Annotated in this window: 18 protein-coding genes and 2 tRNA genes; 11 read left to right on the top strand and 9 right to left on the bottom strand. The window is 56.8% G+C overall.

The features are described 5' to 3' along the window. Positions 1–15 precede the first annotated feature (15 nt). Entirely contained in the window at positions 16–3,978 is a 3,963-nt protein-coding gene (gene putA, locus HCH49_RS08485) for a trifunctional transcriptional regulator/proline dehydrogenase/L-glutamate gamma-semialdehyde dehydrogenase (protein ID WP_221702518.1), read from the bottom strand. A 422-nt stretch (positions 3,979–4,400) separates the two neighbouring features. Here putA and putP point away from each other — a divergent pair, with 422 nt between their 5' ends. Then, positions 4,401–5,909 (top strand): sodium/proline symporter PutP, encoded by a 1,509-nt coding sequence (gene putP / locus HCH49_RS08480; protein ID WP_211437840.1) that lies wholly within the window; start codon positions 4,401–4,403, stop codon positions 5,907–5,909. A gap of 116 nt (positions 5,910–6,025) precedes the next feature. Beyond that, positions 6,026–6,445, top strand: coding sequence for a DUF3574 domain-containing protein (locus tag HCH49_RS08475; protein WP_028019107.1), 420 nt, complete (start codon positions 6,026–6,028; stop codon positions 6,443–6,445). A gap of 70 nt (positions 6,446–6,515) precedes the next feature. Here HCH49_RS08475 and HCH49_RS08470 read toward each other — a convergent pair whose 3' ends face one another. After that, complete coding sequence (locus HCH49_RS08470; protein ID WP_221702517.1) at positions 6,516–7,700, bottom strand: NupC/NupG family nucleoside CNT transporter; 1,185 nt, start codon at positions 7,698–7,700, stop codon at positions 6,516–6,518. A gap of 251 nt (positions 7,701–7,951) precedes the next feature. Here HCH49_RS08470 and efeU point away from each other — a divergent pair, with 251 nt between their 5' ends. The 4 genes from efeU (at position 7,952) to phoH (ending at position 12,531) form a co-directional block, all read left to right on the top strand. Next, positions 7,952–8,785: an iron uptake transporter permease EfeU gene (gene efeU, locus HCH49_RS08465; RefSeq protein ID WP_033145172.1), complete on the top strand. Its 834-nt coding sequence runs from the start codon at positions 7,952–7,954 to the stop codon at positions 8,783–8,785. A gap of 40 nt (positions 8,786–8,825) precedes the next feature. Then, positions 8,826–9,953, top strand: a complete 1,128-nt coding sequence (gene efeO / locus HCH49_RS08460; RefSeq protein WP_045354579.1) for an iron uptake system protein EfeO — start codon at positions 8,826–8,828, stop codon at positions 9,951–9,953. A gap of 5 nt (positions 9,954–9,958) precedes the next feature. Next, on the top strand, positions 9,959–11,242 hold the full coding sequence (gene efeB / locus HCH49_RS08455; RefSeq protein WP_094934943.1) for an iron uptake transporter deferrochelatase/peroxidase subunit: 1,284 nt from the start codon (positions 9,959–9,961) through the stop codon (positions 11,240–11,242). A 500-nt stretch (positions 11,243–11,742) separates the two neighbouring features. Beyond that, positions 11,743–12,531, top strand: coding sequence for a phosphate starvation-inducible protein PhoH (gene phoH / locus HCH49_RS08450; RefSeq protein WP_024908976.1), 789 nt, complete (start codon positions 11,743–11,745; stop codon positions 12,529–12,531). Positions 12,532–12,913: 382 nt separating this feature from the next. Here the strand turns inward: phoH and HCH49_RS08445 are convergent. The 3 genes from HCH49_RS08445 to HCH49_RS08435 form a co-directional block, all read right to left on the bottom strand. Next, a tRNA-Ser gene (locus HCH49_RS08445) sits at positions 12,914–13,001 on the bottom strand. 135 nt (positions 13,002–13,136) lie between these two features. Then, entirely contained in the window at positions 13,137–13,814 is a 678-nt protein-coding gene (locus HCH49_RS08440; RefSeq protein WP_025755865.1) for an isochorismatase family protein, read from the bottom strand. 21 nt (positions 13,815–13,835) lie between these two features. Next, positions 13,836–14,696, bottom strand: a complete 861-nt coding sequence (locus HCH49_RS08435) for a pirin family protein (protein WP_221702516.1) — start codon at positions 14,694–14,696, stop codon at positions 13,836–13,838. Positions 14,697–14,805: 109 nt separating this feature from the next. On the opposite strand from HCH49_RS08435, the gene HCH49_RS08430 reads away from it, so the two are divergent. Continuing rightward, entirely contained in the window at positions 14,806–15,711 is a 906-nt protein-coding gene (locus HCH49_RS08430) for a LysR family transcriptional regulator (protein WP_094934946.1), read from the top strand. A gap of 147 nt (positions 15,712–15,858) precedes the next feature. Here the strand turns inward: HCH49_RS08430 and HCH49_RS08425 are convergent. Further along, a tRNA-Ser gene (locus HCH49_RS08425) sits at positions 15,859–15,946 on the bottom strand. Positions 15,947–16,178: 232 nt separating this feature from the next. On the opposite strand from HCH49_RS08425, the gene ghrA reads away from it, so the two are divergent. From ghrA to HCH49_RS08405, 4 genes are all read left to right on the top strand, one after another. Next, a complete protein-coding gene (ghrA, locus tag HCH49_RS08420) occupies positions 16,179–17,117 on the top strand; it encodes a glyoxylate/hydroxypyruvate reductase GhrA (protein ID WP_221702515.1) in 939 nt (312 codons plus the stop codon). 84 nt (positions 17,118–17,201) lie between these two features. Further along, positions 17,202–17,939: a phosphatase gene (locus HCH49_RS08415; RefSeq protein ID WP_033145179.1), complete on the top strand. Its 738-nt coding sequence runs from the start codon at positions 17,202–17,204 to the stop codon at positions 17,937–17,939. A gap of 21 nt (positions 17,940–17,960) precedes the next feature. Then, a complete protein-coding gene (locus HCH49_RS08410) occupies positions 17,961–18,515 on the top strand; it encodes a molecular chaperone (protein WP_029740002.1) in 555 nt (184 codons plus the stop codon). A gap of 96 nt (positions 18,516–18,611) precedes the next feature. Beyond that, positions 18,612–19,094 carry a DUF1097 domain-containing protein gene (locus HCH49_RS08405; protein WP_074399111.1) on the top strand — a complete coding sequence of 161 codons (483 nt, stop codon included), beginning with the start codon at positions 18,612–18,614 and terminating at the stop codon, positions 19,092–19,094. A 43-nt stretch (positions 19,095–19,137) separates the two neighbouring features. On the opposite strand, the gene csgG is transcribed toward HCH49_RS08405, so the two are convergent. Genes csgG through csgE form a run of 3 tightly spaced genes read right to left on the bottom strand, consistent with a single transcriptional unit; the run spans position 19,138 to position 20,824 of the window. After that, positions 19,138–19,971, bottom strand: coding sequence for a curli production assembly/transport protein CsgG (gene csgG, locus HCH49_RS08400; protein ID WP_025755858.1), 834 nt, complete (start codon positions 19,969–19,971; stop codon positions 19,138–19,140). Positions 19,972–19,997: 26 nt separating this feature from the next. Then, positions 19,998–20,411 carry a curli production assembly/transport protein CsgF gene (gene csgF / locus HCH49_RS08395; protein ID WP_008500846.1) on the bottom strand — a complete coding sequence of 138 codons (414 nt, stop codon included), beginning with the start codon at positions 20,409–20,411 and terminating at the stop codon, positions 19,998–20,000. 23 nt (positions 20,412–20,434) lie between these two features. Then, the gene (gene csgE / locus HCH49_RS08390; RefSeq protein ID WP_033145182.1) at positions 20,435–20,824 is read right to left on the bottom strand and encodes a curli production assembly/transport protein CsgE; all 390 of its coding nucleotides are present in this window, start codon (positions 20,822–20,824) and stop codon (positions 20,435–20,437) included. Position 20,825: the final 1 nt, after the last annotated feature.

The raw sequence follows: 20,825 nt of genomic DNA, 5'->3' as shown, positions 1-20,825 counted from the left end.
CTTATTAACACAGCGTTAGCCTATTGTCATCAGGCTGGCGTTACCGCCTGCCGCCGCGGTGTTGACGCTGAGCGAGCGCTCCACGTACAGACGCTCCAGCAGCAGGTTGGTTTCCCCGCGCGCAAAGCCCTGCACGGAAACGATGGCGCCGCTGCGGGCCGCAACCTGCTCGCACAGTTCGCGCAGCTGATCGGAATCACCGTGGTAGATCACCGCATCAAACGGCTGGGTCAGCAGGCTATCGGCTTTCGCGAAGCGAATGCGGGCCGAGACCGCTTTCGGCAGCTGTTTGGCGAGATCGCGATGCAGGGCATCTTCCGGCCACAGCACTTCACAGCCGGTTGCCATGGCGGCGGCCAGCTGCACCAGCGCGTCCTGCTCGTTATCGGCCACGCACAGCACGCGCTCGCGCGGCATCAGCGTCCAGGTGTTGCGCTCGCCGGTTGGCCCCGGCAGCAGACGCTGCGTGCCCGCCTGCGCCAGCTCGCCGTACTGCTTCGCAACGGCACGCAGTTCAGGACGTTTTTCTGCCCATGTAATGAGCGCCTCCAGCGGCTGGGTCAGCACGGTTTTCAACTGCGCATCCACCGGATAGTCCGCATCCTGGCGTGCCAGGGTGACGCCCAGGGCGTTCTCCGGACGGTTCGCCAGCAGACGGTACAGGTAGAGCGGACCGCCCGCTTTCGGACCGGTGCCGGAAAGGCCTTCGCCGCCGAACGGCTGCACGCCCACGACCGCGCCAACCATGTTGCGGTTAACGTACAGGTTGCCCACTTTGGCTCTGCCGGTGACCTGCGCGATAGTCTCGTCGATACGGGTATGCACGCCGAGCGTCAGGCCATAGCCGGAGGCGTTGATCTGCTCAACCAGCTCGTTCAGGTTGTTACGGTTGTAGCGCACCACGTGCAGCACCGGGCCGAAGACCTCTTTTTTCAGCTCGTCGAAGCTTGCCAGCTCAATCAGCGTTGGCGGCACAAAGGTGCCGGTCCGCCATTCGCGGGCATCTTCGCTGTTCTCGCGCACCTCCTGGAACACCGGGCGGCCTTTCGCGCGCATGGTCTGAATGTGGTTTTCGATGTTGGCTTTGGCTTCCGCGTCGATCACCGGCCCGATATCGGTAGTGAGACGGCCCGGGTTGCCCATGCGGCATTCGGCCATCGCGCCGCGCAGCATCTTCAGCGTGTGGTCCGCCACGTCGTCCTGCAGGCACAGCACGCGCAGGGCGGAGCAGCGCTGACCGGCGCTGTCGAACGCGGAGGCCAGCACGTCGACCACCACCTGCTCGGTAAGGGCAGAGGAGTCTACGATCATGGCGTTCATCCCGCCGGTTTCCGCGATGAGCGGCGTAGGGCGGCCCTGCGCATCCAGACGGGTGGCAATATTGCGCTGCAGCAGTGACGCCACTTCGGTCGAACCGGTGAACATCACGCCGCGCACGCGGTTGTCGGAGGTCAGTTTGGCACCGACGGTTTCACCGCGGCCCGGCAGCAGCTGAACCACGCCCGCCGGCACGCCGGCTTCCAGAAGAATGTTGATGCCCTGCGCGGCAATCAGCGGGGTCTGCTCTGCCGGTTTTGCCAGCACGCTGTTGCCTGCGGCCAGCGCGGCGGCAATCTGGCCGGTGAAGATCGCCAGCGGGAAGTTCCACGGGCTGATACAGACGACCGGACCCAGCGGACGGTGGGTTTCGTTATCGAAATCATCGCGCACCTGACCGGCGTAGTAGTGGAGGAAGTCGACGGCCTCGCGCACTTCGGCAATGGCGTTGCTGAAGGTTTTGCCCGCTTCGCGCACCAGAATGCCGATGAGCGACTGCATCTGATCTTCCATCAGCACCGCGGCGCGCTCCAGAATCGCGGCGCGCTCCTGCGGCGGCGTGGCAAACCAGATAGGGGCGTTGTTCACCGCGCTGTCCAGCGCCTGATCCACTTCCGCTTCGGTCGCTTCACGCGCGTAGCCGACGATATCCTTCGGCTCGGCCGGGTTGATCACCGGCTGCATTTCGCCGTCTGCAACGGGCTGCTCCAGCATCGGTTTGGCCTGCCACTTCTGCAGCGCGCTGTTGAGCAGGGCAGAGGAGAGGGACGCCAGACGGTGTTCGTTGGCGAGATCCAGACCCGCCGAGTTGACGCGGCCTTTGCCGTACAGCTCGCGCGGCAGGGCAATCTTCGGATGCGGCAGGCCAACCTGGCCTTCCTGCGCCGCCATCTTCTCAACGGCCTGCACCGGGTCGGCCACCAGCTCGTCCAGCGGCAGCGTGGTGTCGGCGATGCGGTTAACGAAGGAGGTATTCGCGCCGTTTTCCAGCAGACGACGCACCAGGTACGCCAGCAGGGTTTCGTGCGTTCCCACCGGAGCATAGATACGGCATGGGCGGTTCAGCTTGCCGTCCGCCACTTTACCGGTGACCTGCTCGTACAGCGGTTCACCCATACCGTGCAGGCACTGGAACTCGTACTGGCCCGGATAGTAGTTTTGCCCGGCCAGGCTGTAGATCGCCGCCAGGGTGTGGGCGTTGTGGGTAGCGAACTGCGGATAGATCAGGTTCGGCACGCCGAGCAGCTTTTTCGCACAGGCGAGGTAAGAGACGTCGGTGTAAACCTTGCGGGTATAGACCGGATAGCCTTCCAGCCCTTCCATCTGGGCGCGTTTGATTTCGCTGTCCCAGTAGGCGCCTTTCACCAGACGGATCATCAGGCGACGGCGGCTGCGGCTTGCCAGGTCAATCAGGTAATCAATGACGAACGGGCAGCGCTTCTGGTAGGCCTGGATAACGAAGCCAATGCCGTTCCAGCCTGCCAGCTCCGGCTCGAAGCACAGTTTTTCCAGCAGATCGAGGGAGATCTCCAGACGGTCGGCCTCTTCGGCGTCGATGTTAATGCCGATGTCATACTGGCGCGCCAGCAGGGTCAGGGACTTCAGGCGCGGGTAGAGTTCTTCCATCACCCGGTCGTACTGCGCGCGGCTGTAGCGCGGGTGCAGGGCGGAGAGCTTGATAGAGATGCCCGGGCCTTCATAAATACCGCGACCGTTGGACGCTTTACCAATGGCGTGGATCGCCTGCTGGTAAGAGACCATGTAGGCCTGCGCGTCGGCGGCGGTCAGGGCCGCTTCGCCCAGCATGTCGTACGAGTAGCGGAAACCTTTATCTTCCAGCTTGCGGGCGTTCGCCAGCGCTTCGGCAATGGTTTCCCCGGTGACGAACTGCTCGCCCATCAGACGCATCGCCATGTCCACGCCTTTGCGGATCAGCGGCTCGCCGCTCTTGCCGATGATGCGGTTCAGGGAGCGGGAGAGGTTGGCTTCGTTATGGGTGGAGACCAGTTTGCCGGTAAACAGCAGGCCCCAGGTTGCCGCGTTGACGAACAGCGACGGACTGCGGCCAATGTGGGAATGCCAGTTGCCGTTGCTGATCTTGTCGCGGATCAGCGCGTCGCGGGTGGCTTTATCCGGAATACGCAGCAGCGCTTCCGCGAGGCACATCAGCGCCACGCCTTCCTGAGAGGAGAGGGAAAACTCCTGCAGCAGGCCCTGAACCATCCCGGCGCGGCCGGTGGCGGTTTTCTGGTTGCGCAGCTTGTCGGCTAACTGATACGCCAGGCTGTGCGCCTGCGCGGCAATGGCTTCCGGCAGGCGGGCCTGCTCCAGCAGCATCGGCACGGCGTCGGTTTCGGCACGGCGGTAGGCGCCGGTAATGGCGGCACGGCTGACGGACTGCGGCAGGATCTGCTCGGCGAATTCGAGGAACGGCTGATGATTCTCGTCGCCAGCGGCCGGGGCTTCTTCACTTTCGTTCGCCGCGCCGGCCAGCAGGGCAGGCAGCTCCGGCAGGCCCTCATCGCTCTCGAGTCTTTCGAGATAGTTAAAAATCGCCTGCTTAATTAACCAGTGCGGCGTGCGGTCAATGCGGGTTGCTGCGGTCTTAATCCGTTCGCGGGTTGCGTCATCCAGCTTAACCCCCATGGTGGTCATACCCATGCCAAAGCTCCTGTTGTTCTGTAATAGCGTTCTGTTGATAGCGTGAAATATCCACCATGTTGCAACTTTGTGCAACCGTGTTAAATGTGACCTGGTTTGCAACCCGGAAAATGAATGGATTGTTAACGGATGGTTAGCTGGAAAAACGCACTGGCTTTTGTGCAGGAGGCCTGGTTTTATGCGGTAGTTAACACTTTTCAAAGGTGCAACCCGCAAAAGCGTGAGCGAGTGCAACCTATAGGAAACTCGTATCAAACCGGGGATGAAATTGATGTAAATGCAGTGTTAAATCGTTTGTCAGCGGAAGGCGCATACGGCAGGATAGCGCGCCCAACCGAAACACAAGATACATTCACCTCGTTCCGGTGATCATATAACAAGGCAGCCCGGATGGTTGTCGCTCGACATTTTGGAGAATTTGAATGGCTATTAGCACACCGATGCTGGTGACATTTCTCGTTTATATTTTTGGCATGATCCTGATAGGGTTTTTGGCGTGGCGTTCTACAAAGAACTTTGACGACTACATTCTGGGCGGACGCAGTTTAGGCCCGATGGTGACCGCACTCTCTGCGGGCGCCTCCGACATGAGCGGCTGGCTGCTGATGGGGCTGCCCGGCGCGATTTTTATCTCCGGCATCTCGGAAAGCTGGATCGCCATCGGCCTGACCCTCGGCGCGTGGATCAACTGGAAGCTGGTGGCAGGCCGTCTGCGCGTGCATACCGAGGCCAACAACAACGCCCTGACGCTGCCGGATTACTTCACCGGACGTTTTGAAGATAACAGCCGCATCCTGCGCATTATCTCTGCGGTGGTTATCCTGCTGTTCTTCACCATCTACTGTGCCTCCGGCATCGTGGCCGGCGCGCGTCTGTTCGAAAGCACCTTCGGCATGAGCTACGAAACCGCCCTGTGGGCCGGTGCGGCGGCGACCATCCTCTATACCTTCGTGGGCGGATTCCTGGCGGTAAGCTGGACCGACACCGTGCAGGCGAGCCTGATGATCTTCGCCCTGATCCTGACTCCGGTGATTGTGATTTTCACCGTTGGCGGCTTTGGCGAATCGCTGGAAGTGATCAAGCAGAAGAGCATCGAAAACGTCGACATGCTGAAAGGGCTGAACTTCGTGGCCATCGTCTCGCTGATGGGCTGGGGTCTGGGCTACTTCGGTCAGCCGCATATCCTGGCGCGCTTTATGGCGGCGGATTCCCACCACACCATCGTTCATGCCCGTCGCATCAGCATGACGTGGATGATCCTGTGTCTGGCAGGGGCGTGTGCGGTCGGCTTCTTCGGCATCGCGTACTTCAACAACAACCCGGCGCAGGCGGGCGCGGTGAACCAGAACGCCGAGCGCGTGTTCATCGAGCTGGCGCAAATTCTGTTTAACCCGTGGATTGCCGGTATTCTGCTCTCCGCAATCCTGGCGGCGGTGATGTCCACCCTGAGCTGTCAGCTGCTGGTTTGCTCCAGTGCGATCACCGAAGACCTATACAAAGCCTTCCTGCGTAAAAATGCGAGCCAGAAAGAGCTGGTGTGGGTAGGGCGCTTTATGGTGCTGCTGGTGGCGCTGATTGCCATCGCGCTGGCGGCCAACCCGGAAAACCGCGTGCTGGGCCTCGTGAGCTACGCGTGGGCGGGCTTCGGTGCGGCGTTTGGTCCGGTCGTGCTGTTCTCCGTCATGTGGTCACGTATGACCCGTAACGGCGCGCTGGCGGGGATGATCATCGGTGCGCTGACCGTTATCGTCTGGAAACAGTTCGCGTGGCTGGGCCTGTACGAAATCATTCCGGGCTTCATCTTCGGCAGCATCGGCATCGTGGTGTTCAGCCTGCTGGGTAAAGCCCCGTCTGCCTCCATGCAGAAACGCTTTGCTGAAGCCGACGCGCATTACCACACTGCGCCGCCGTCTAAGCTCCAGGCAGAATAATTTTTCTCGCAGCACAATGCAGGCCGGGTGAGCGCAAGCGCACCCGGCTTTTTTCTTGCCAAAATCCGCAATTTCCTGTGATATCCATGTGCTTATAACAATGAGGATAGCGAAGCATGACAATCAAAACAGGGGTAATGGCAGCGGCACTATTGATGCTCGCTGGCTGCACGGCGCCATCGCAACACGCGGCTGTAGAGACCTGCAAGGCGGATAACCAGATGCAGCAAACCACGCTCTATTTCGGCTTAAATCGTCCTGCCGGGGCGCAAATCACCAGCAACGAGTGGCAGCAGTTTGTTGACCAGGACGTGACGCCGCGTTTCCGCGATGGCTTAACGGTGTTTGACGCGCGCGGGCAGTGGCTGGGGAACGACGGGAAAGTGGCGCGTGAACCCAGCAAAGCGCTGATGCTGATCCACGGTAAGGATGCGCAGAGCGAGAAGAACATCGAAGCGTTACGCGGGATTTATAAATCACGCTTCGCGCAGGAGTCGGTGATGCGCGTCGACCAGCCGGTGTGCGTGCAGTTCTAATAAAAACGGCGGGAAATCCCGCCGTTGTTGTTTTGTAGGCCGGGTAAGCGAAGCGCCACCCGGTATTGCATCAGAGCACCAACCCCGCAAAGCTCGCCGACAGCAGGCTCACCAGCGTCGCGCCGTACACCAGACGCAGACCAAACCGCGACACCACATTCCCCTGCTGCTCGTTAAGGCCCTTAATCGCCCCGGCCACAATGCCGATGGACGCGAAGTTCGCGAAGGACACCAGGAAGACGGATAAAATGCCCAGCCCGCGCGGGGACATCTGATGCGCGATTTTTTGCAGCTCAATCATCGCCACAAATTCATTCGCCACCAGCTTGGTCGCCATAATACTGCCCGCGTTTAAGGCATCACTCAGCGGAATACCCACCAGCCACGCCAGGGGATAAAATACATAGCCCAGGATCTGCTGGAAGCTCATGCCAAATACGCTGGAGAAGAGGGCGTTAATGGCGCTAATAAGGGCGATAAAGCCAATCAGCATGGCCAGAATAATCATCGCCACCTTAAAACCGGCCAGAATATACTCGCCGAGCATTTCGAAGAAGCTCTGCGATTCATGCAGTTTTTCCAGCTTGATATCCGGCTCCGCTTCCGGGCGCGCCGGGTTGATGACGGAGAGAATAATAAAGGTGCTGAACATGTTCAGAATCAGCGCCGCGACGACAAATTTGGCGTCGAGCATGGTCATATAGGCGCCGACAATCGACAGGGAGACCGTCGACATGGCCGTGGCCGCCATGGTGAACAGACGACGAGAGGAGAGATCGCCCAGCACGCCTTTGTAGGCAATGAAGTTTTCCGACTGGCCGAGGATCAGCGAGCTCACCGCGTTAAAGGATTCCAGCTTGCCCATACCGTTCAGTTTTGACAGCAGCGTGCCGATGACCCGAATAAAAATCGGCAGGATCCGCCAGTGCTGAAGAATACCAATCAGCGCGGAAATAAAAATAATTGGGCAAAGCACGCTGAGGAAAATGAACGCCAGCCCTTTTTCCCCCATTCCGCCAAAGACGAAATTGGTCCCTTCCGAAGCAAATTTAAGCAGTGACTCAAAGAAGCCGGAAACATATTTAATCAGGAATAACCCGCTTTCGGCGTGCAGGAAAAAGAACGCCAGCGCAATTTCAATAACAATCAGCTGTAAAACATAACGAATGCGAATTTTTCGGCGGTCGAAACTTACCAGCCAGGCAAGCGCGAGAATAATGACCAGCGCCAGCAGGAAATGGACAATTTTAAACATAATTAATTTTCACCAGGTGTTTGAGGCGGATATTTAGCCACAGCCCCGAACCAGCGTAAATGGGCATTTTCGTTATAACTTATAAACCTGAACGTAACGTATGTAACTATTACCAGGCTCGGCGTTTACAACTCGTCATCAAAACACCACACATTTCGCTTGTGTTTCTTTTCGCCGTAATGATAATCACTATCACAAGAATTTACCTTTCTTTGCATCAGTTGACCGCGATAAACATTTAAGGTGTCGGTATGTTTGTTCCATTTCTCATTATGTTACGTGAAGGGCTCGAAGCTGCCCTTATCGTGAGCCTCATCGCCAGCTATCTGAAGCGTACCCAGCGCGGACGCTGGATTGGCGTCATGTGGGTCGGGGTATTCCTTGCCGCGGCACTTTGTCTGGGCCTCGGTATCCTCATCAACGAAACCACCGGGGAGTTCCCGCAGAAAGAGCAGGAGCTGTTCGAAGGGATCGTCGCCGTGATTGCGGTGGTGATCCTCACGTGGATGGTGTTCTGGATGCGTAAAGTCTCCCGTAATGTGAAGGTGCAGCTGGAGCAGGCGGTGGATAATGCGCTGCAAAAGGGCAATAACCACGGCTGGGCGCTGATCATGATGGTCTTTTTTGCCGTCGCGCGTGAAGGCCTGGAGTCCGTTTTCTTCCTGCTGGCGGCGTTTCAGCAGGATGTCGGTATCTGGCCGCCGGTTGGCGCGATGCTCGGGCTGGCAACCGCCGTTGTGCTGGGCTTTCTGCTCTACTGGGGCGGCATTCGTCTCAATCTGGGCGCCTTCTTCAAGTGGACCAGCCTGTTTATTCTGCTGGTGGCGGCAGGGCTGGCGGCGGGGGCGATACGCGCCTTCCACGAGGCGGGCCTGTGGAACCATTTCCAGGACGTGGCGTTCGACCTCAGCAACGTGCTCTCCACGCACTCTCTGACCGGCACCCTACTCGAAGGTATCTTCGGCTATCAGGAAACGCCGAGCGTCAGCGAAGTGGCGATGTACTTTATTTATCTGGTTCCGGCGCTGGTGCTGTTCGCAATGCCGCCGCGTACCGGCACGCAGGCGTCGCGCGTTACGCCATAATTTTTGTTTTAGTTACAACATACTTTTAAAGGGAAGAGTCATGGCAATTCAGTTCCGTCGTAGTGCGTTATGCGCAGGCATTGCCGCGCTGTTCGCTTCTGCATTCTCCGCCTGGGGCGCGGATGTTCCTCAGGTTAAAGTCACCGTTAATGATAAGCAGTGTGAGCCGATGACCCTCACGGTGAACAGCGGCAAAACCCAGTTTATTATTCAGAACCACAGCCAGAAAGCGCTGGAGTGGGAGATCCTGAAAGGGGTTCTGGTGGTGGAGGAGCGTGAAAACATCGCCCCTGGCTTCAGCCAGAAGATGACCGCCAACCTGCAGCCGGGCGAGTATGAGATGACCTGCGGCCTGCTGACCAACCCTAAAGGGAAGCTGATCGTCAAAGGTGAAGCGACGGCCGATGCGGCGAAAGGTGCTGCGGTGCTGAGCCTGGGCGACGCGATTACGGCCTATAAAGCCTACGTCACGAAAGAGACGGCGGACCTGGCGGCGGCAACCAAAGCCTTTACCGATGCGGTGAAGGCCGGTGACATCGAAAAAGCGAAATCCCTGTATGCGCCAACCCGTCAGCACTACGAGCGCATCGAGCCGATTGCCGAACTGTTCTCTGACCTTGATGGCAGCATTGATGCCCGCGAAGATGATTACGAGCAGAAAGCCGCCGATCCGAAATTCACCGGTTTCCACCGTCTGGAGAAAGCCCTGTTTGGCGACAACTCTACCAAAGGGATGGAGAAATACGCCGAGCAGCTGAACGGCGACGTGCTGGAGCTGCAAAAGCGCATCAGCGAGCTGGCCTTCCCGCCGTCAAAAGTGGTGGGCGGCGCGGCTGGTCTGATTGAAGAAGTGGCCGCGAGCAAAATCAGCGGCGAAGAAGATCGCTACAGCCATACCGATCTGTGGGACTTCCAGGCCAACGTCGACGGCGCGCAGAAAATTGTTAACCTGCTGCGTCCTCAGCTGCAGAAAGAGAACGGCGAACTGCTGGCCAAAGTGGATGCCAACTTCAAAAAAGTCGACACCATTCTGGCGAAGTATCGTACCAAAGACGGGTTTGAAACCTACGACAAGCTGACCGATGCCGACCGTAACGCGCTGAAAGGCCCGATTACCGCCCTGGCGGAAGATCTCTCTCTGCTGCGCGGCGTACTGGGTCTGGACTAAGCACGATGAATAAGCATAGCGATAACGATGTGGTTGAGCCTTCACGTCGTCGATTGTTAAAAGGAGTAGGGGCGCTGGGGGGCGCTCTTGCTCTGGCCGGTGGCTGTCCGGTAGCGCATGCGGCGAAACCGCAGAGCGCGCCCGGCACGCTGTCACCCAATGCCCGCATGGAGACGCAGCCATTTTATGGCGAGCATCAGTCGGGCATCCTGACGCCGCAGCAGGCGTCCATGATGCTGGTGGCCTTTGATTCGCTGGCCAGCGATAAAGCCGATCTGGAGCGCCTGTTCCGCCTGCTGACGACGCGCATCGCGTTTCTCACCGCCGGCGGACCGGCACCCGATACGCCGAACCCGCGTCTGCCGCCAATGGACTCCGGCATTCTGGGGTCGTTTATCGCCCCGGATAACCTGACCATTACCGTTTCGCTCGGTGAGTCGCTGTTTGACGCGCGCTATGGGCTGGCAAAACAGAAGCCGAAAGCGCTGCAGAAAATGACGCGTTTCCCGAACGACTCCCTGGACGCGGCGCTGTGTCATGGCGACCTGCTCCTGCAAATTTGTGCCAATACCCAGGACACGGTGATCCACGCCCTGCGCGATATCATCAAGCACACGCCGGATCTGCTGAGCGTGCGCTGGAAGCGGGAAGGGTTTATCTCGGACCACGCCGCCCGCAGTAAAGGGAAAGAGACGCCGGTGAACCTGCTGGGCTTTAAGGACGGTACGGCCAACCCTGACAGCCACGATGGTGCGCTCATGAAGGAGGTGGTGTGGGTCACTGCCGATCAGGGCGAACCGGCGTGGGCGGTGGGCGGCAGCTATCAGGCGGTGCGGATTATCCAGTTCCACGTGGAGTTCTGGGATCGCACGCCGCTGAAAGAACAGCAGACGATCTTTGGTCGCGATAAGCAAAGCGGCGCGCCGCTCGGCATGAAGAACGAGCATGACGTGCCCGACTACGCCAGCGATCCCAATGGGGATACCATCGCGCTGGACAGCCACATTCGTCTGGCCAATCCGCGCACCAAAGAGACGCAGTCCAGCCTGATGATGCGTCGTGGCTACAGCTATTCGCTCGGCGTGACCAACGCCGGCCAGCTTGATATGGGCCTGCTGTTCGTCTGCTATCAGCACGATCTGGAAAAAGGCTTCCTGACCGTGCAGAAGCGGCTCAACGGCGAAGCGCTGGAAGAGTACATTAAGCCTATCGGCGGCGGCTATTTCTTTGCCCTGCCGGGCGTGCGCGATCGGAACGCATACCTCGCTCAAGGTCTTATTGAAGCCTGATAATTGTCCCCGCAACCGTTCGCGGGGACATTATTTTTTCATATGACTATCCTCCTGTTATATTTCTGTAATATTTCTATATGAGACTGATTTCACCTGTAGGGACAGTCTTAAAAGTTGCATTCAGGTAAAATAAATGTTGCATTTATGATAACTCCTGATGTACTTAAGATAAGACAGCGGTAGTTCCCGGCAGTGATGCTGAATCACTATGGAGATCGCGAATGGTTGCGTCCTGTACTGGACAAGGTAAACATAACAACCGCAGCACCCGGCGCGGAGGCTCAGACTCCGGCAGCGATTTCCTCACCACTAAATTCTCCCCCCTTCCTCAAGAATCTGATTCGACCGACGTGCAGAACGGTGCGCGTAGCTGTTCCGTATCGTTATCCGATAAAGCAAGCAATGGCTTACAAGGAAGCCAACCCTCTGATGTTCGTGCGCATAATCGTGCCGAAGCTGGCGCGTGTGATGAATACCAACAACTCAAGGTGCTATCCATGGGAAGACAAAAAGCAGTGATCAAAGCTCGTCGCGAAGCAAAACGTGTGCTGAGACGGGATTCACGTAGCCATAAACAGCGTGAAGAAGAATCGGTCACCTCGCTTGTGCAGATGAGTGGCGTAGAAGCAATTGGCATGGCCCGAGACAGCCGTGATAATTCTCCAATTGTGGCGCGCAATGAGGCTCAGGCGCACTACCTGAATGCTATCGAGAGTAAACAGCTCATCTTTGCAACCGGTGAAGCCGGATGCGGGAAAACCTGGATCAGTGCAGCCAAAGCGGCGGAAGCGCTGATTCATAAGGATGTGGAGCGCATTATTGTTACCCGTCCTGTACTGCAGGCTGATGAAGATCTCGGCTTCCTCCCCGGAGATATTTCGGAGAAGTTTGCTCCGTACTTCAGGCCCGTCTATGACGTGCTGGTGAAGCGACTGGGTGCATCCTTTATGCAGTACTGCCTGCGACCAGAGATTGGCAAGGTGGAAATCGCGCCGTTCGCCTATATGCGCGGACGTACATTTGAAAATGCGGTCGTCATTCTTGACGAGGCTCAGAACGTGACCGCTGCGCAAATGAAGATGTTTTTAACGCGCCTCGGGGAGAACGTGACGGTTATCGTTAACGGCGATATTACCCAGTGTGACCTGCCATCCGGCGTGAAATCCGGGCTGAGCGACGCCATGTCACGTTTTGAGGAAGATGAGATGATTGGGGTGGTACGCTTCACCAAAGAGGACTGCGTGCGTTCCGCGCTCTGTCAGCGCACGCTTCAAGCGTATTATTGAGTTTGCTGTTGTGTTCAAGGCCCGGGAAACCGGGCTTTGTTTTTTGTGCTTTTTATCCACTCTCCCCTGGGGAGAGGGGCAGGGTGAGGGGCTCAGGCCGCACCGGGCTGCATATAGCACCGGGGGATTCTCATCCCACCAGAGGTGTGCAACATGCGAAAAAAAAGCCCGCATTTTCATGCGAGCTCTTCTTTAAATATGGCGGTGAGGGGGGGATTGACTCGCTTCGCTCGCCCTGCGGGCAGACTGTTCGCTACGCTCTCAGTCTGTCCAACTGGCTGTCACCAGTTGTCGAACCCCGGTCGGGGGATTCTCATCCCCCCGCAGGCGTGCAACATGCGAAAAAAAAGCCCGCATTTTCATGCGAGCTCTTCTTTAAATATGGCGGTGAGGGGGGGATTCGAACCCCCGATACGTTGCCGTATACACACTTTCCAGGCGTGCTCCTTCAGCCACTCGGACACCTCACCATATTTTTTGCTGCCTGACCGCTTGGGGGCAACGGGGCGCTACTATAGGGAGTTGCGCTAACACGGTCAAGCAGATTTTCTGTATTCGTGCTCGTTCGGTTAAGCCTTAATCAGCTCTTGTCGCAGCACGGGTTATTAACGCTGTGAATCGAGCACTTCGCTGTTTTTAACTACTTCCTGTGCTTTGCCGTAGCTTTCGATCAGCAGCTGGTAAGCCGGGAAGATGTGGGTATATACCTCAGCCCACTCGGCTGCGTCCTCACGGTTCCAGGTTCTCTGGATCTCAGAGGCCACCGCCGCCGTATCCATCGGAACCACACCGGCCTGCACCACGCGCGCCAGGGTGATCTCCTGCGCCATTTTGCTGTAGGTGCCGGAGGCATCAATCACCGCAAACACCTTATAGCCGTCCGCTACCGCGCTGATTGACGGGAAGGCCATGCAGACGCTGGTGATAGTGCCCGCGATAATCAGCGTCTTGCGCCCGGTCGCTTTCACCGCCGCAACAAACTCCGGGTTATCCCAGGCGTTGATTTCACCTTTACGGGCAACATATTGCGCATGCGGCGCGTTGGCGTGGATCTCCGGGATAAGCGGTCCGTTCGGTCCCTGCGGGACGGACGCGGTGGTGATCACCGGGATCTTCGCCAGAGTCGCGATTTTTGCCAGCGCAGCCGCACGGGCGCGCAGTTCCGGCATTGGCATATCCCCAACGGTCTGGAACAGACCGCTCTGGTGATCGATAAGCAACATCACCGCATCGTTCACATCAATAACCGGACGTGCGCCATTAAAATTCGCAGGTGTAGACATTATCTTCTCCTTTTATTAATTTCAGATCTGGCCGAAGCGGCCGGAGTTAAAATCACGAATGGCTTCGTTGATTTCGCTTTTACTGTTCATCACAAACGGGCCATAGCCCACGATGGGTTCATTCAGCGGCTCGCCGGCCATCAGCAGCACTTTGGCATCGCTGTTCGCCTCCAGGTGCAGTTTGTCGCCTTCCTGACTCAAAACGACCAGCTGGGCTTCACCCGCCTGCGTTGTACCGTTCACCGTGATGTTGCCTTCAAGCACGACCAGCGCGGTGCTCCAGCCTTCGGGCTGATTGAGCGTCAGATGGCTTCCCAGGTTCAGCGCGATGTCCCAGACGTTGAGCGGTGAGAAGGTGTGCGCCGGGCCGGTTACAGCCTCGTAGCGACCGGCAATAACCCGCAGCGAACCGCTGATATCCGGTAGCGTCACGACCGGGATCGCATCCTTGGTAATGCTCTGGTAGCCGGGTGCCGCCATCTTGTCTTTGGCCGGCAGGTTGACCCAAAGCTGCATCATTTTCAGTTCTCCGCCTTTCTGCGAGAACGCGCTGGAGTGGAACTCCTCGTGCAAAATGCCTGCACCTGCCGTCATCCACTGCACGTCGCCGGGGCCAATGACGCCGCCTTTGCCCGTGGAGTCGCGATGCTCTACTTCACCGGAATAGACGATGGTGACCGTTTCAAAACCCCGGTGAGGGTGTTGGCCTACGCCGCGTTTCGCCCCATCTGCCGGAAAGGTGTACGGGCCCGCGTAGTCCAGCAGCAGGAACGGGCTCAGCGGCTCGCCGTGGGTTTGGTAAGAAAACATCGAACGTACCGGGAAACCATCGCCAACCCAGTGCTGGCGGGGAGCGGTATAAACGCCTGTTACGTTTTTCATGATTAACTCCTGATGTTCTGTTGATGTAATTAGCTTATATTCAGAGTTAATACTCCGGTAGATAGTGAAATTGGCATTCACTGTTCTGAAAATGAAACGATGAGGATTTATGCAGGATCTCAATGACTTCGTCTGGTTTGTGAAGGTGGTGGACTACGGCGGCTTTGCGGCGGCGGGAAGGGCGCTTGATCTGCCAAAGTCCAGGCTAAGCCGCCGGATAGCGCAGCTCGAGGAACGCCTTGGCGTGCGGCTTATCCACCGAACAACCCGACAGTTTACGGTGACCGAGGTCGGGCAGACCTTCTACCAGCACTGTAAAGCGATGATGGTGGAGGCCGAGGCCGCGGAGGAAGCCGTGGCGGCACTGCAGGCTGAACCGCGCGGTGTTGTCAGAATTACGTGCCCGATAACTCTGTTGCATGTCCACGTGGGTCCGATGCTGGCCAGATTTATGGCGCGCTACCCCGGGATTAATCTTCAGCTTGAGGCGACCAACCGGCGGGTAGACCTGGTGGGAGAGGGGGTTGATATCGCGATCCGCGTACGCCCGCGTCCCTTTGATGACAGCGATCTGGTATTAAGGGTGCTGGCTGACAGGGGACATTGTCTGGTCGCGGGTCCGGCGTTGATTCAACGCATGGGAGAACCCGTCGTGCCGTCTGAACTCAGTGCCTGGCCCGGGTTAAGCATGAACGAGGGGAAACATATTCATAAATGGGAGCTGTCCGGTCCCGGAGGTGCCAAAGCGGAGATCCATTACCATCCTCGATTGATCACCACCGACATGCTGGCGCTACGTGAAGCTGCCATGGCAGGCATCGGCGTGGTGCAGCTGCCGATTTTGATGGTTAAGGACCAGCTGGCGACGGGGGAACTGGTACGGGTGCTCGACGCATGGGAACCCAGACGGGAAGTGATTCATGCTGTTTATCCTTCGCGGCGCGGCCTGCTGCCGTCCGTCAGGACGCTGGTGGATTTTCTGACCGAAGAGTATGCGCGGATGGTGGAAGAGTAACACTTCCCTCTCCCCTGGGGAGAGGGGCAGGGTGAGGGGCTCAGGCCGCACCGAGCTGCATATAGCACCGGGGGTTCTCATCCCCCCCTTTACGGAGAATATAAAAGAAAAAAGCCCGTACTTTCGTACGAGCTCTCATCTTAAATATGGCGGTGAGGGGGGGATTCGAACCCCCGATACGTTGCCGTATACACACTTTCCAGGCGTGCTCCTTCAGCCACTCGGACACCTCACCATATTGTCATCCCGTTGTTGCCGGGACGGGCGCTAATGTAAGGAAAAGCCGAACTGCCGTCAACTCACTTTTTCAGTAATTTAGCGCGTTTAGACAAACTTCAGGCAACATGATTCTTAAATGTGCTGAAAGCGTCTTTTTTATCATCAACACAGTTGCGCTATAAATTTGATATGCTGACCGTCCAGTGAAAAAGCAAAATAAATCAGCGCAATAAAAGGCAGGAATGACAATGGATATACTTTTCTATCACCCAACGTTTGATACGGCATACTGGATCAAGGCGCTTTCGGCGGCGTTACCCGGCGCCCGCGTTCGCGAGTGGAAGCGTGGCGATAATGAACATGCTGACTATGCGCTGGTCTGGCATCCTCCGGTAGAAATGCTCCAGGGCCGCAAGCTGAAGGCCGTTTTTGCCCTGGGAGCCGGCGTGGATTCCATTCTGAGCAAACTGAAGGCACACCCTGAAATGTTGTCGGAAGATGTCCCCCTTTTCCGCCTGGAAGATACCGGAATGGGCCAGCAAATGCAGGAATATGCCGTGAGCCAGGTGCTGCACTGGTTCCGCCGCTTTGATGATTATCAGGCCTTTAAACAGCGAGCCCACTGGGAGCCGCTGCCGGAGTACCATCGCGAAGACTTTACGATCGGCATACTCGGTGCGGGCGTGCTGGGCTCAAAAGTGGCCGAAGCGCTTGCCCCGTGGGGATTCCCGTTGCGCTGCTGGAGCCGCAGCCGCAAGGATTATCCGGGCGTTGAGAGTTTTGCCGGAACGGATGAGCTTCCTGCATTCCTGAAAGGGACACGCGTGCTTATTAACCTGCTGCCAAACACGGCGGAAACGGTAGGGATCATCAATGAAGCTCTGCTCAATCAGCTCGTCGACCAGAGCTACCTGATGAACCTGGCGCGCGGGGTACATGTCGTGGAAGGCGATCTGCTGAAGGCGCTGGACAGCGGAAAGCTAAAAGGCGCCATGCTGGATGTCTATAGCCGTGAGCCGCTGCCCGCGGAAAGCCCGCTGTGGGCGCACCCGCGCGTGGCGATGACCCCGCACGTGGCTGCCGTGACGCGTCCGGCAGAAGCGGTGGCGTATATATCCCATACCATCAGCGAAATGGAAAAGGGTAACGCGGTCACCGGACAGGTCGACAGACAGCGCGGCTACTGAGAGAAACCCGGCGTTCGCCGGGTTTTTGCTAATATTCACCGCTGATAACTGCTATCCTTTGGAAAAACCGCAGAGGAGAGAGAGATGTATCCCGTTGACCTGCATATGCACACCGTCGCCAGCACCCACGCGTATAGCAACCTCCATGATTATATCGCCCAGGCGAAGCTTAAAGGCATCAAGCTGTTCGCGATCACCGATCATGGCCCGGACATGGCGGATGCGCCGCACTACTGGCATTTTGTGAATATGCGGATCTGGCCACGCCTGGTGGACGGCATTGGGATACTGCGCGGTATTGAAGCGAACATCAAGAATACCGACGGTGAGATCGACTGCACCGGCCCGATGCTGACGTCTCTTGACCTTATCCTCGCCGGTTTTCATGAGCCGGTTTTCCCGCCTCAGGATAAAGACACCAACACCGCGGCGATGATTGCCACCATTGCCAGCGGCAATGTGCACATTATCAGCCACCCCGGTAACCCGAGGTATCCGATTGATATTCAGGCTGTCGCGCAGGCGGCAGCGAAGCACCGCGTGGCGCTGGAGATTAACAACTCCTCCTTTGTGCACTCGCGTAAGGGCAGTGAAGCCAACTGCCGCGAAGTGGCTGCCGCCGTGCGTGACGCAGGTGGCATGGTGGCGCTGGGCTCAGATTCTCATACCGCGTTTACGCTGGGCGATTTCAGCGAGTGCCTGAAAGTGCTGAATGATGTTAACTTCCCGGAAGCGCAAATCCTGAACGTGACCCCACGCCGCATGCTCGATTTCCTCGAGTCGCGCGGAATGGAACCGATAGCCGAATTTGCCGATCTTTAATTGTGTAATGGAATCATAAAAATGAACGAGTTTTCCATCCTCTGCCGCGTGCTGGGTACGCTCTATTATCGCCAGCCGCAAGACCCGCTGTTGGTTCCGCTCTTTACGTTAATTCGTGAAGGCAAACTGGCGCAGAACTGGCCGCTGGAACAGGATGATTTACTGGAACGTCTGCAAAAAAGCTGCGACATGCAGCAGATTGCGACGGACTACAATGCGCTGTTCGTCGGCGATGAGTGCCGCGTTTCGCCATACCGTTCAGCCTGGCAGGAAGGGGCAACGGAAGCGGAAGTCCGCGCGTTCCTCTCCACGCGCGGTATGCCGCTGAGCGACACGCCAGCCGATCATATCGGTACGCTGCTGCTGGCGGCGTCCTGGATCGAAGACAACGCCGGTGATGATGAGAATGAAGCCATCGAAACCTTGTTCGAAACGTACCTGCTGCCGTGGGTCGGGACATTCCTGGGTAAAGTCGAAGCGCATGCCACCTCGCCGTTCTGGAGAACTCTGGCCCCGCTGACCCGCGACGCTATTGCGGCAATGTGGGATGAGCTGGAAGAAGAGAACGAAGAGTGATTTAGATCACATAAATTCTGCAACTCAACATTTCAACTTGCACGTAATGTGCTTCTGATCTCATTTCTATAGTGCGCATCTGCTAAGATGCGCGCCATGAATATATTACTTTGTATCGCACTAACGACAGGTATTCTCTCCGGACTCTGGGGATGGGTAGCCGTGTCTCTCGGATTGCTCAGCTGGGCCGGGTTCCTCGGCTGCACCGCCTATTTCGCCTGTCCGCAGGGGGGCGTCAAAGGGCTCTTTATCTCTGGCTGCACGCTGATGAGCGGTGTTATCTGGGCGCTGGTGATTATGAAGGGCAGCGCGCTGGCGCCGCATCTGGAGATGCTGGGGTACGTCATGACGGGTGTCGTTGCCTTTTTAATGTGCATCCAGGCTAAGCATCTGCTGCTTTCATTTGTGCCGGGGACCTTTATGGGGGCGTGCGCGACCTTTGCAGGGCAGGGTGACTGGAAGCTGGTGGTTCCCTCCCTGGCGCTGGGGTTGCTGTTTGGCTATGCCATGAAAAACAGCGGTCTTTGGCTGGCGTCGCGACGGGGAAAAGCGCAAAACATCACTGCGGTGAGCGAATAAAAAAAGGCGAGATAATCATCTCGCCTTTTTTATGCGCTTCCTGTCAGGATTCCGGAGGGACTGACATATCGCGGTATTTCACCAGTATCGGGTTCTGCACGTCAGCTTTGTTTTGCAGATCCCACAGCCCGCGGTCAATACCGTCGTTGATTAAGAAGATCACGCCGGTTTCAATGGCTGACATCAGGCACATCATGACCGGCTCGTTAGAGGTGTAGCCAATTTCACCTTCCAGCAAACGCTGGTAATCGATGAAGCGGAATACCCCTGCCTGCACTTCATAAGACAGAATGGTTTTGCTGGTGTTCACCGAAGAGAGCACTTCGCCTGTACTGACGTTAACCACACGCAGGTTCACGGCGATTTGGTCAAGCTGGTACTGGGTATCCGCACCGATACCGAAGTAACGAGCTCCTGCACCACCCGACTTAACGTTACTTTCGTAGCCAATAATCGATCCTTCGATCATCACGTTCGCTGCCGCCAGAGATTGCAGAGGCATGCGGTTATTGTCCGCGACGGTGCCATTTTCCTGAGCGGCACGAATGATTTTGCGTTCATTCAACAGGTTCTGGAGCCCCTGACGTTCCAGCGGAATAAACCAGTGCGAATCCTTGAGCGCGGTAACCAGCATGGCGGTGGCGCTTTGCGGCACAGCCGTGGAGAAGTTACTTGCCGGGTAAGGTTTGAATTGCCCGGTTTCATCCTGAATGTTGTATACGGAGACAAATATTTTCCCCGTCGGTGAAGGTAAATGCGTTAAATCACGATAACTCTGGGCCCGAGGCATTAATGTCGGTTTTGCAGCTTCTTTAGGTGGAGCAGTTAAACAACCGCTCAATAAGCACACTGCAACAAATATCAGGAAGCGCTGCATGATCGTTGTCCTTATTTAGCTATTGTTTAAAAGTCAGTTGAATTACTTTGTAGACCGGAAACCTGAATGGTGGAGATTCTTCCGGTTTTACGATCGGTCACGTTCAACTGAAGCTGTCCGTCAGTATTGGCGATATCAACGATAAAGTCGTTGGTCACCATGCGGCCGGGTTTACCGGTATTAATGTTGGTCAGTAACCCCCCTAAAATCTGCGACTGAATAGCTTGAGTGAAGTTGTCCAGCGCGGACGGGGTATCAACGCTAAAATCCTTTAAGCTGGGATCCTTATAGGAGTTTTGCGCCTGGGCTTCGTTCAGCAGGAACGCGCCGTTATTAGGGTTACCGCCAAAGTTAGGGTTACGGAACTGAAACGTCATGTTTCCGGCCCAGCTTATGGGTGTTATCAGCATTATCGAAACAACTGCATATGCAATACGCATGACAGCCTCCGCATATCGGTTCGCTAGAACTCGTCTTTTGCTAAATCGCTGGTGCTTAATAGGGCTTTATCTATTTGCAGGCGATTAATAGCGTCTTCTGATTGTGCCAGTGCTAAGGCTACGTTTTTATCGAAGTCTATTTTGGTCGGGAATAAAAACGTTTGATAAATAACGTACTGATTAGCCGTTATTGTTATCCAACTTCCCCATCGTGCACTGGGCCGCTCGTTGATTGTTATATTTCCGGTGTAGGTACTGTCCCATTTGTCACTGAAGGCGCGGTAAAAACTGTGCCCGACCGATGAGACAGTGTGGTCTGTTAACAATCCGGGAACTTCGACCTCGACGGCCTTCAGATTCCCGGCAGCGAGCAGGAAACTCGCTGCGGCGATCCAACTCAACGTACGCTTCATG

Origin of the sequence: Enterobacter sp. Y17 (assembly GCF_019730495.1) — a bacterium.
GTDB lineage: Bacteria > Pseudomonadota > Gammaproteobacteria > Enterobacterales > Enterobacteriaceae > Enterobacter > Enterobacter asburiae_B.
This window is presented reverse-complemented; position numbering and strand designations above follow the sequence as displayed.

Excerpts from the sequence above, each read along its gene's own strand:
- putA (WP_221702518.1), bottom strand. The coding sequence starts at position 3,978 with ATGGGTATGACCACCATGGGGGTTAAGCTGGATGACGCAACCCGCGAA.
- putP (WP_211437840.1), top strand. The coding sequence starts at position 4,401 with ATGGCTATTAGCACACCGATGCTGGTGACATTTCTCGTTTATATTTTT.
- HCH49_RS08475 (WP_028019107.1), top strand. The coding sequence starts at position 6,026 with ATGACAATCAAAACAGGGGTAATGGCAGCGGCACTATTGATGCTCGCT.
- HCH49_RS08470 (WP_221702517.1), bottom strand. The coding sequence starts at position 7,700 with ATGTTTAAAATTGTCCATTTCCTGCTGGCGCTGGTCATTATTCTCGCG.
- efeU (WP_033145172.1), top strand. The coding sequence starts at position 7,952 with ATGTTTGTTCCATTTCTCATTATGTTACGTGAAGGGCTCGAAGCTGCC.
- efeO (WP_045354579.1), top strand. The coding sequence starts at position 8,826 with ATGGCAATTCAGTTCCGTCGTAGTGCGTTATGCGCAGGCATTGCCGCG.
- efeB (WP_094934943.1), top strand. The coding sequence starts at position 9,959 with ATGAATAAGCATAGCGATAACGATGTGGTTGAGCCTTCACGTCGTCGA.
- phoH (WP_024908976.1), top strand. The coding sequence starts at position 11,743 with ATGGGAAGACAAAAAGCAGTGATCAAAGCTCGTCGCGAAGCAAAACGT.
- HCH49_RS08440 (WP_025755865.1), bottom strand. The coding sequence starts at position 13,814 with ATGTCTACACCTGCGAATTTTAATGGCGCACGTCCGGTTATTGATGTG.
- HCH49_RS08435 (WP_221702516.1), bottom strand. The coding sequence starts at position 14,696 with ATGAAAAACGTAACAGGCGTTTATACCGCTCCCCGCCAGCACTGGGTT.
- HCH49_RS08430 (WP_094934946.1), top strand. The coding sequence starts at position 14,806 with ATGCAGGATCTCAATGACTTCGTCTGGTTTGTGAAGGTGGTGGACTAC.
- ghrA (WP_221702515.1), top strand. The coding sequence starts at position 16,179 with ATGGATATACTTTTCTATCACCCAACGTTTGATACGGCATACTGGATC.
- HCH49_RS08415 (WP_033145179.1), top strand. The coding sequence starts at position 17,202 with ATGTATCCCGTTGACCTGCATATGCACACCGTCGCCAGCACCCACGCG.
- HCH49_RS08410 (WP_029740002.1), top strand. The coding sequence starts at position 17,961 with ATGAACGAGTTTTCCATCCTCTGCCGCGTGCTGGGTACGCTCTATTAT.
- HCH49_RS08405 (WP_074399111.1), top strand. The coding sequence starts at position 18,612 with ATGAATATATTACTTTGTATCGCACTAACGACAGGTATTCTCTCCGGA.
- csgG (WP_025755858.1), bottom strand. The coding sequence starts at position 19,971 with ATGCAGCGCTTCCTGATATTTGTTGCAGTGTGCTTATTGAGCGGTTGT.
- csgF (WP_008500846.1), bottom strand. The coding sequence starts at position 20,411 with ATGCGTATTGCATATGCAGTTGTTTCGATAATGCTGATAACACCCATA.
- csgE (WP_033145182.1), bottom strand. The coding sequence starts at position 20,824 with ATGAAGCGTACGTTGAGTTGGATCGCCGCAGCGAGTTTCCTGCTCGCT.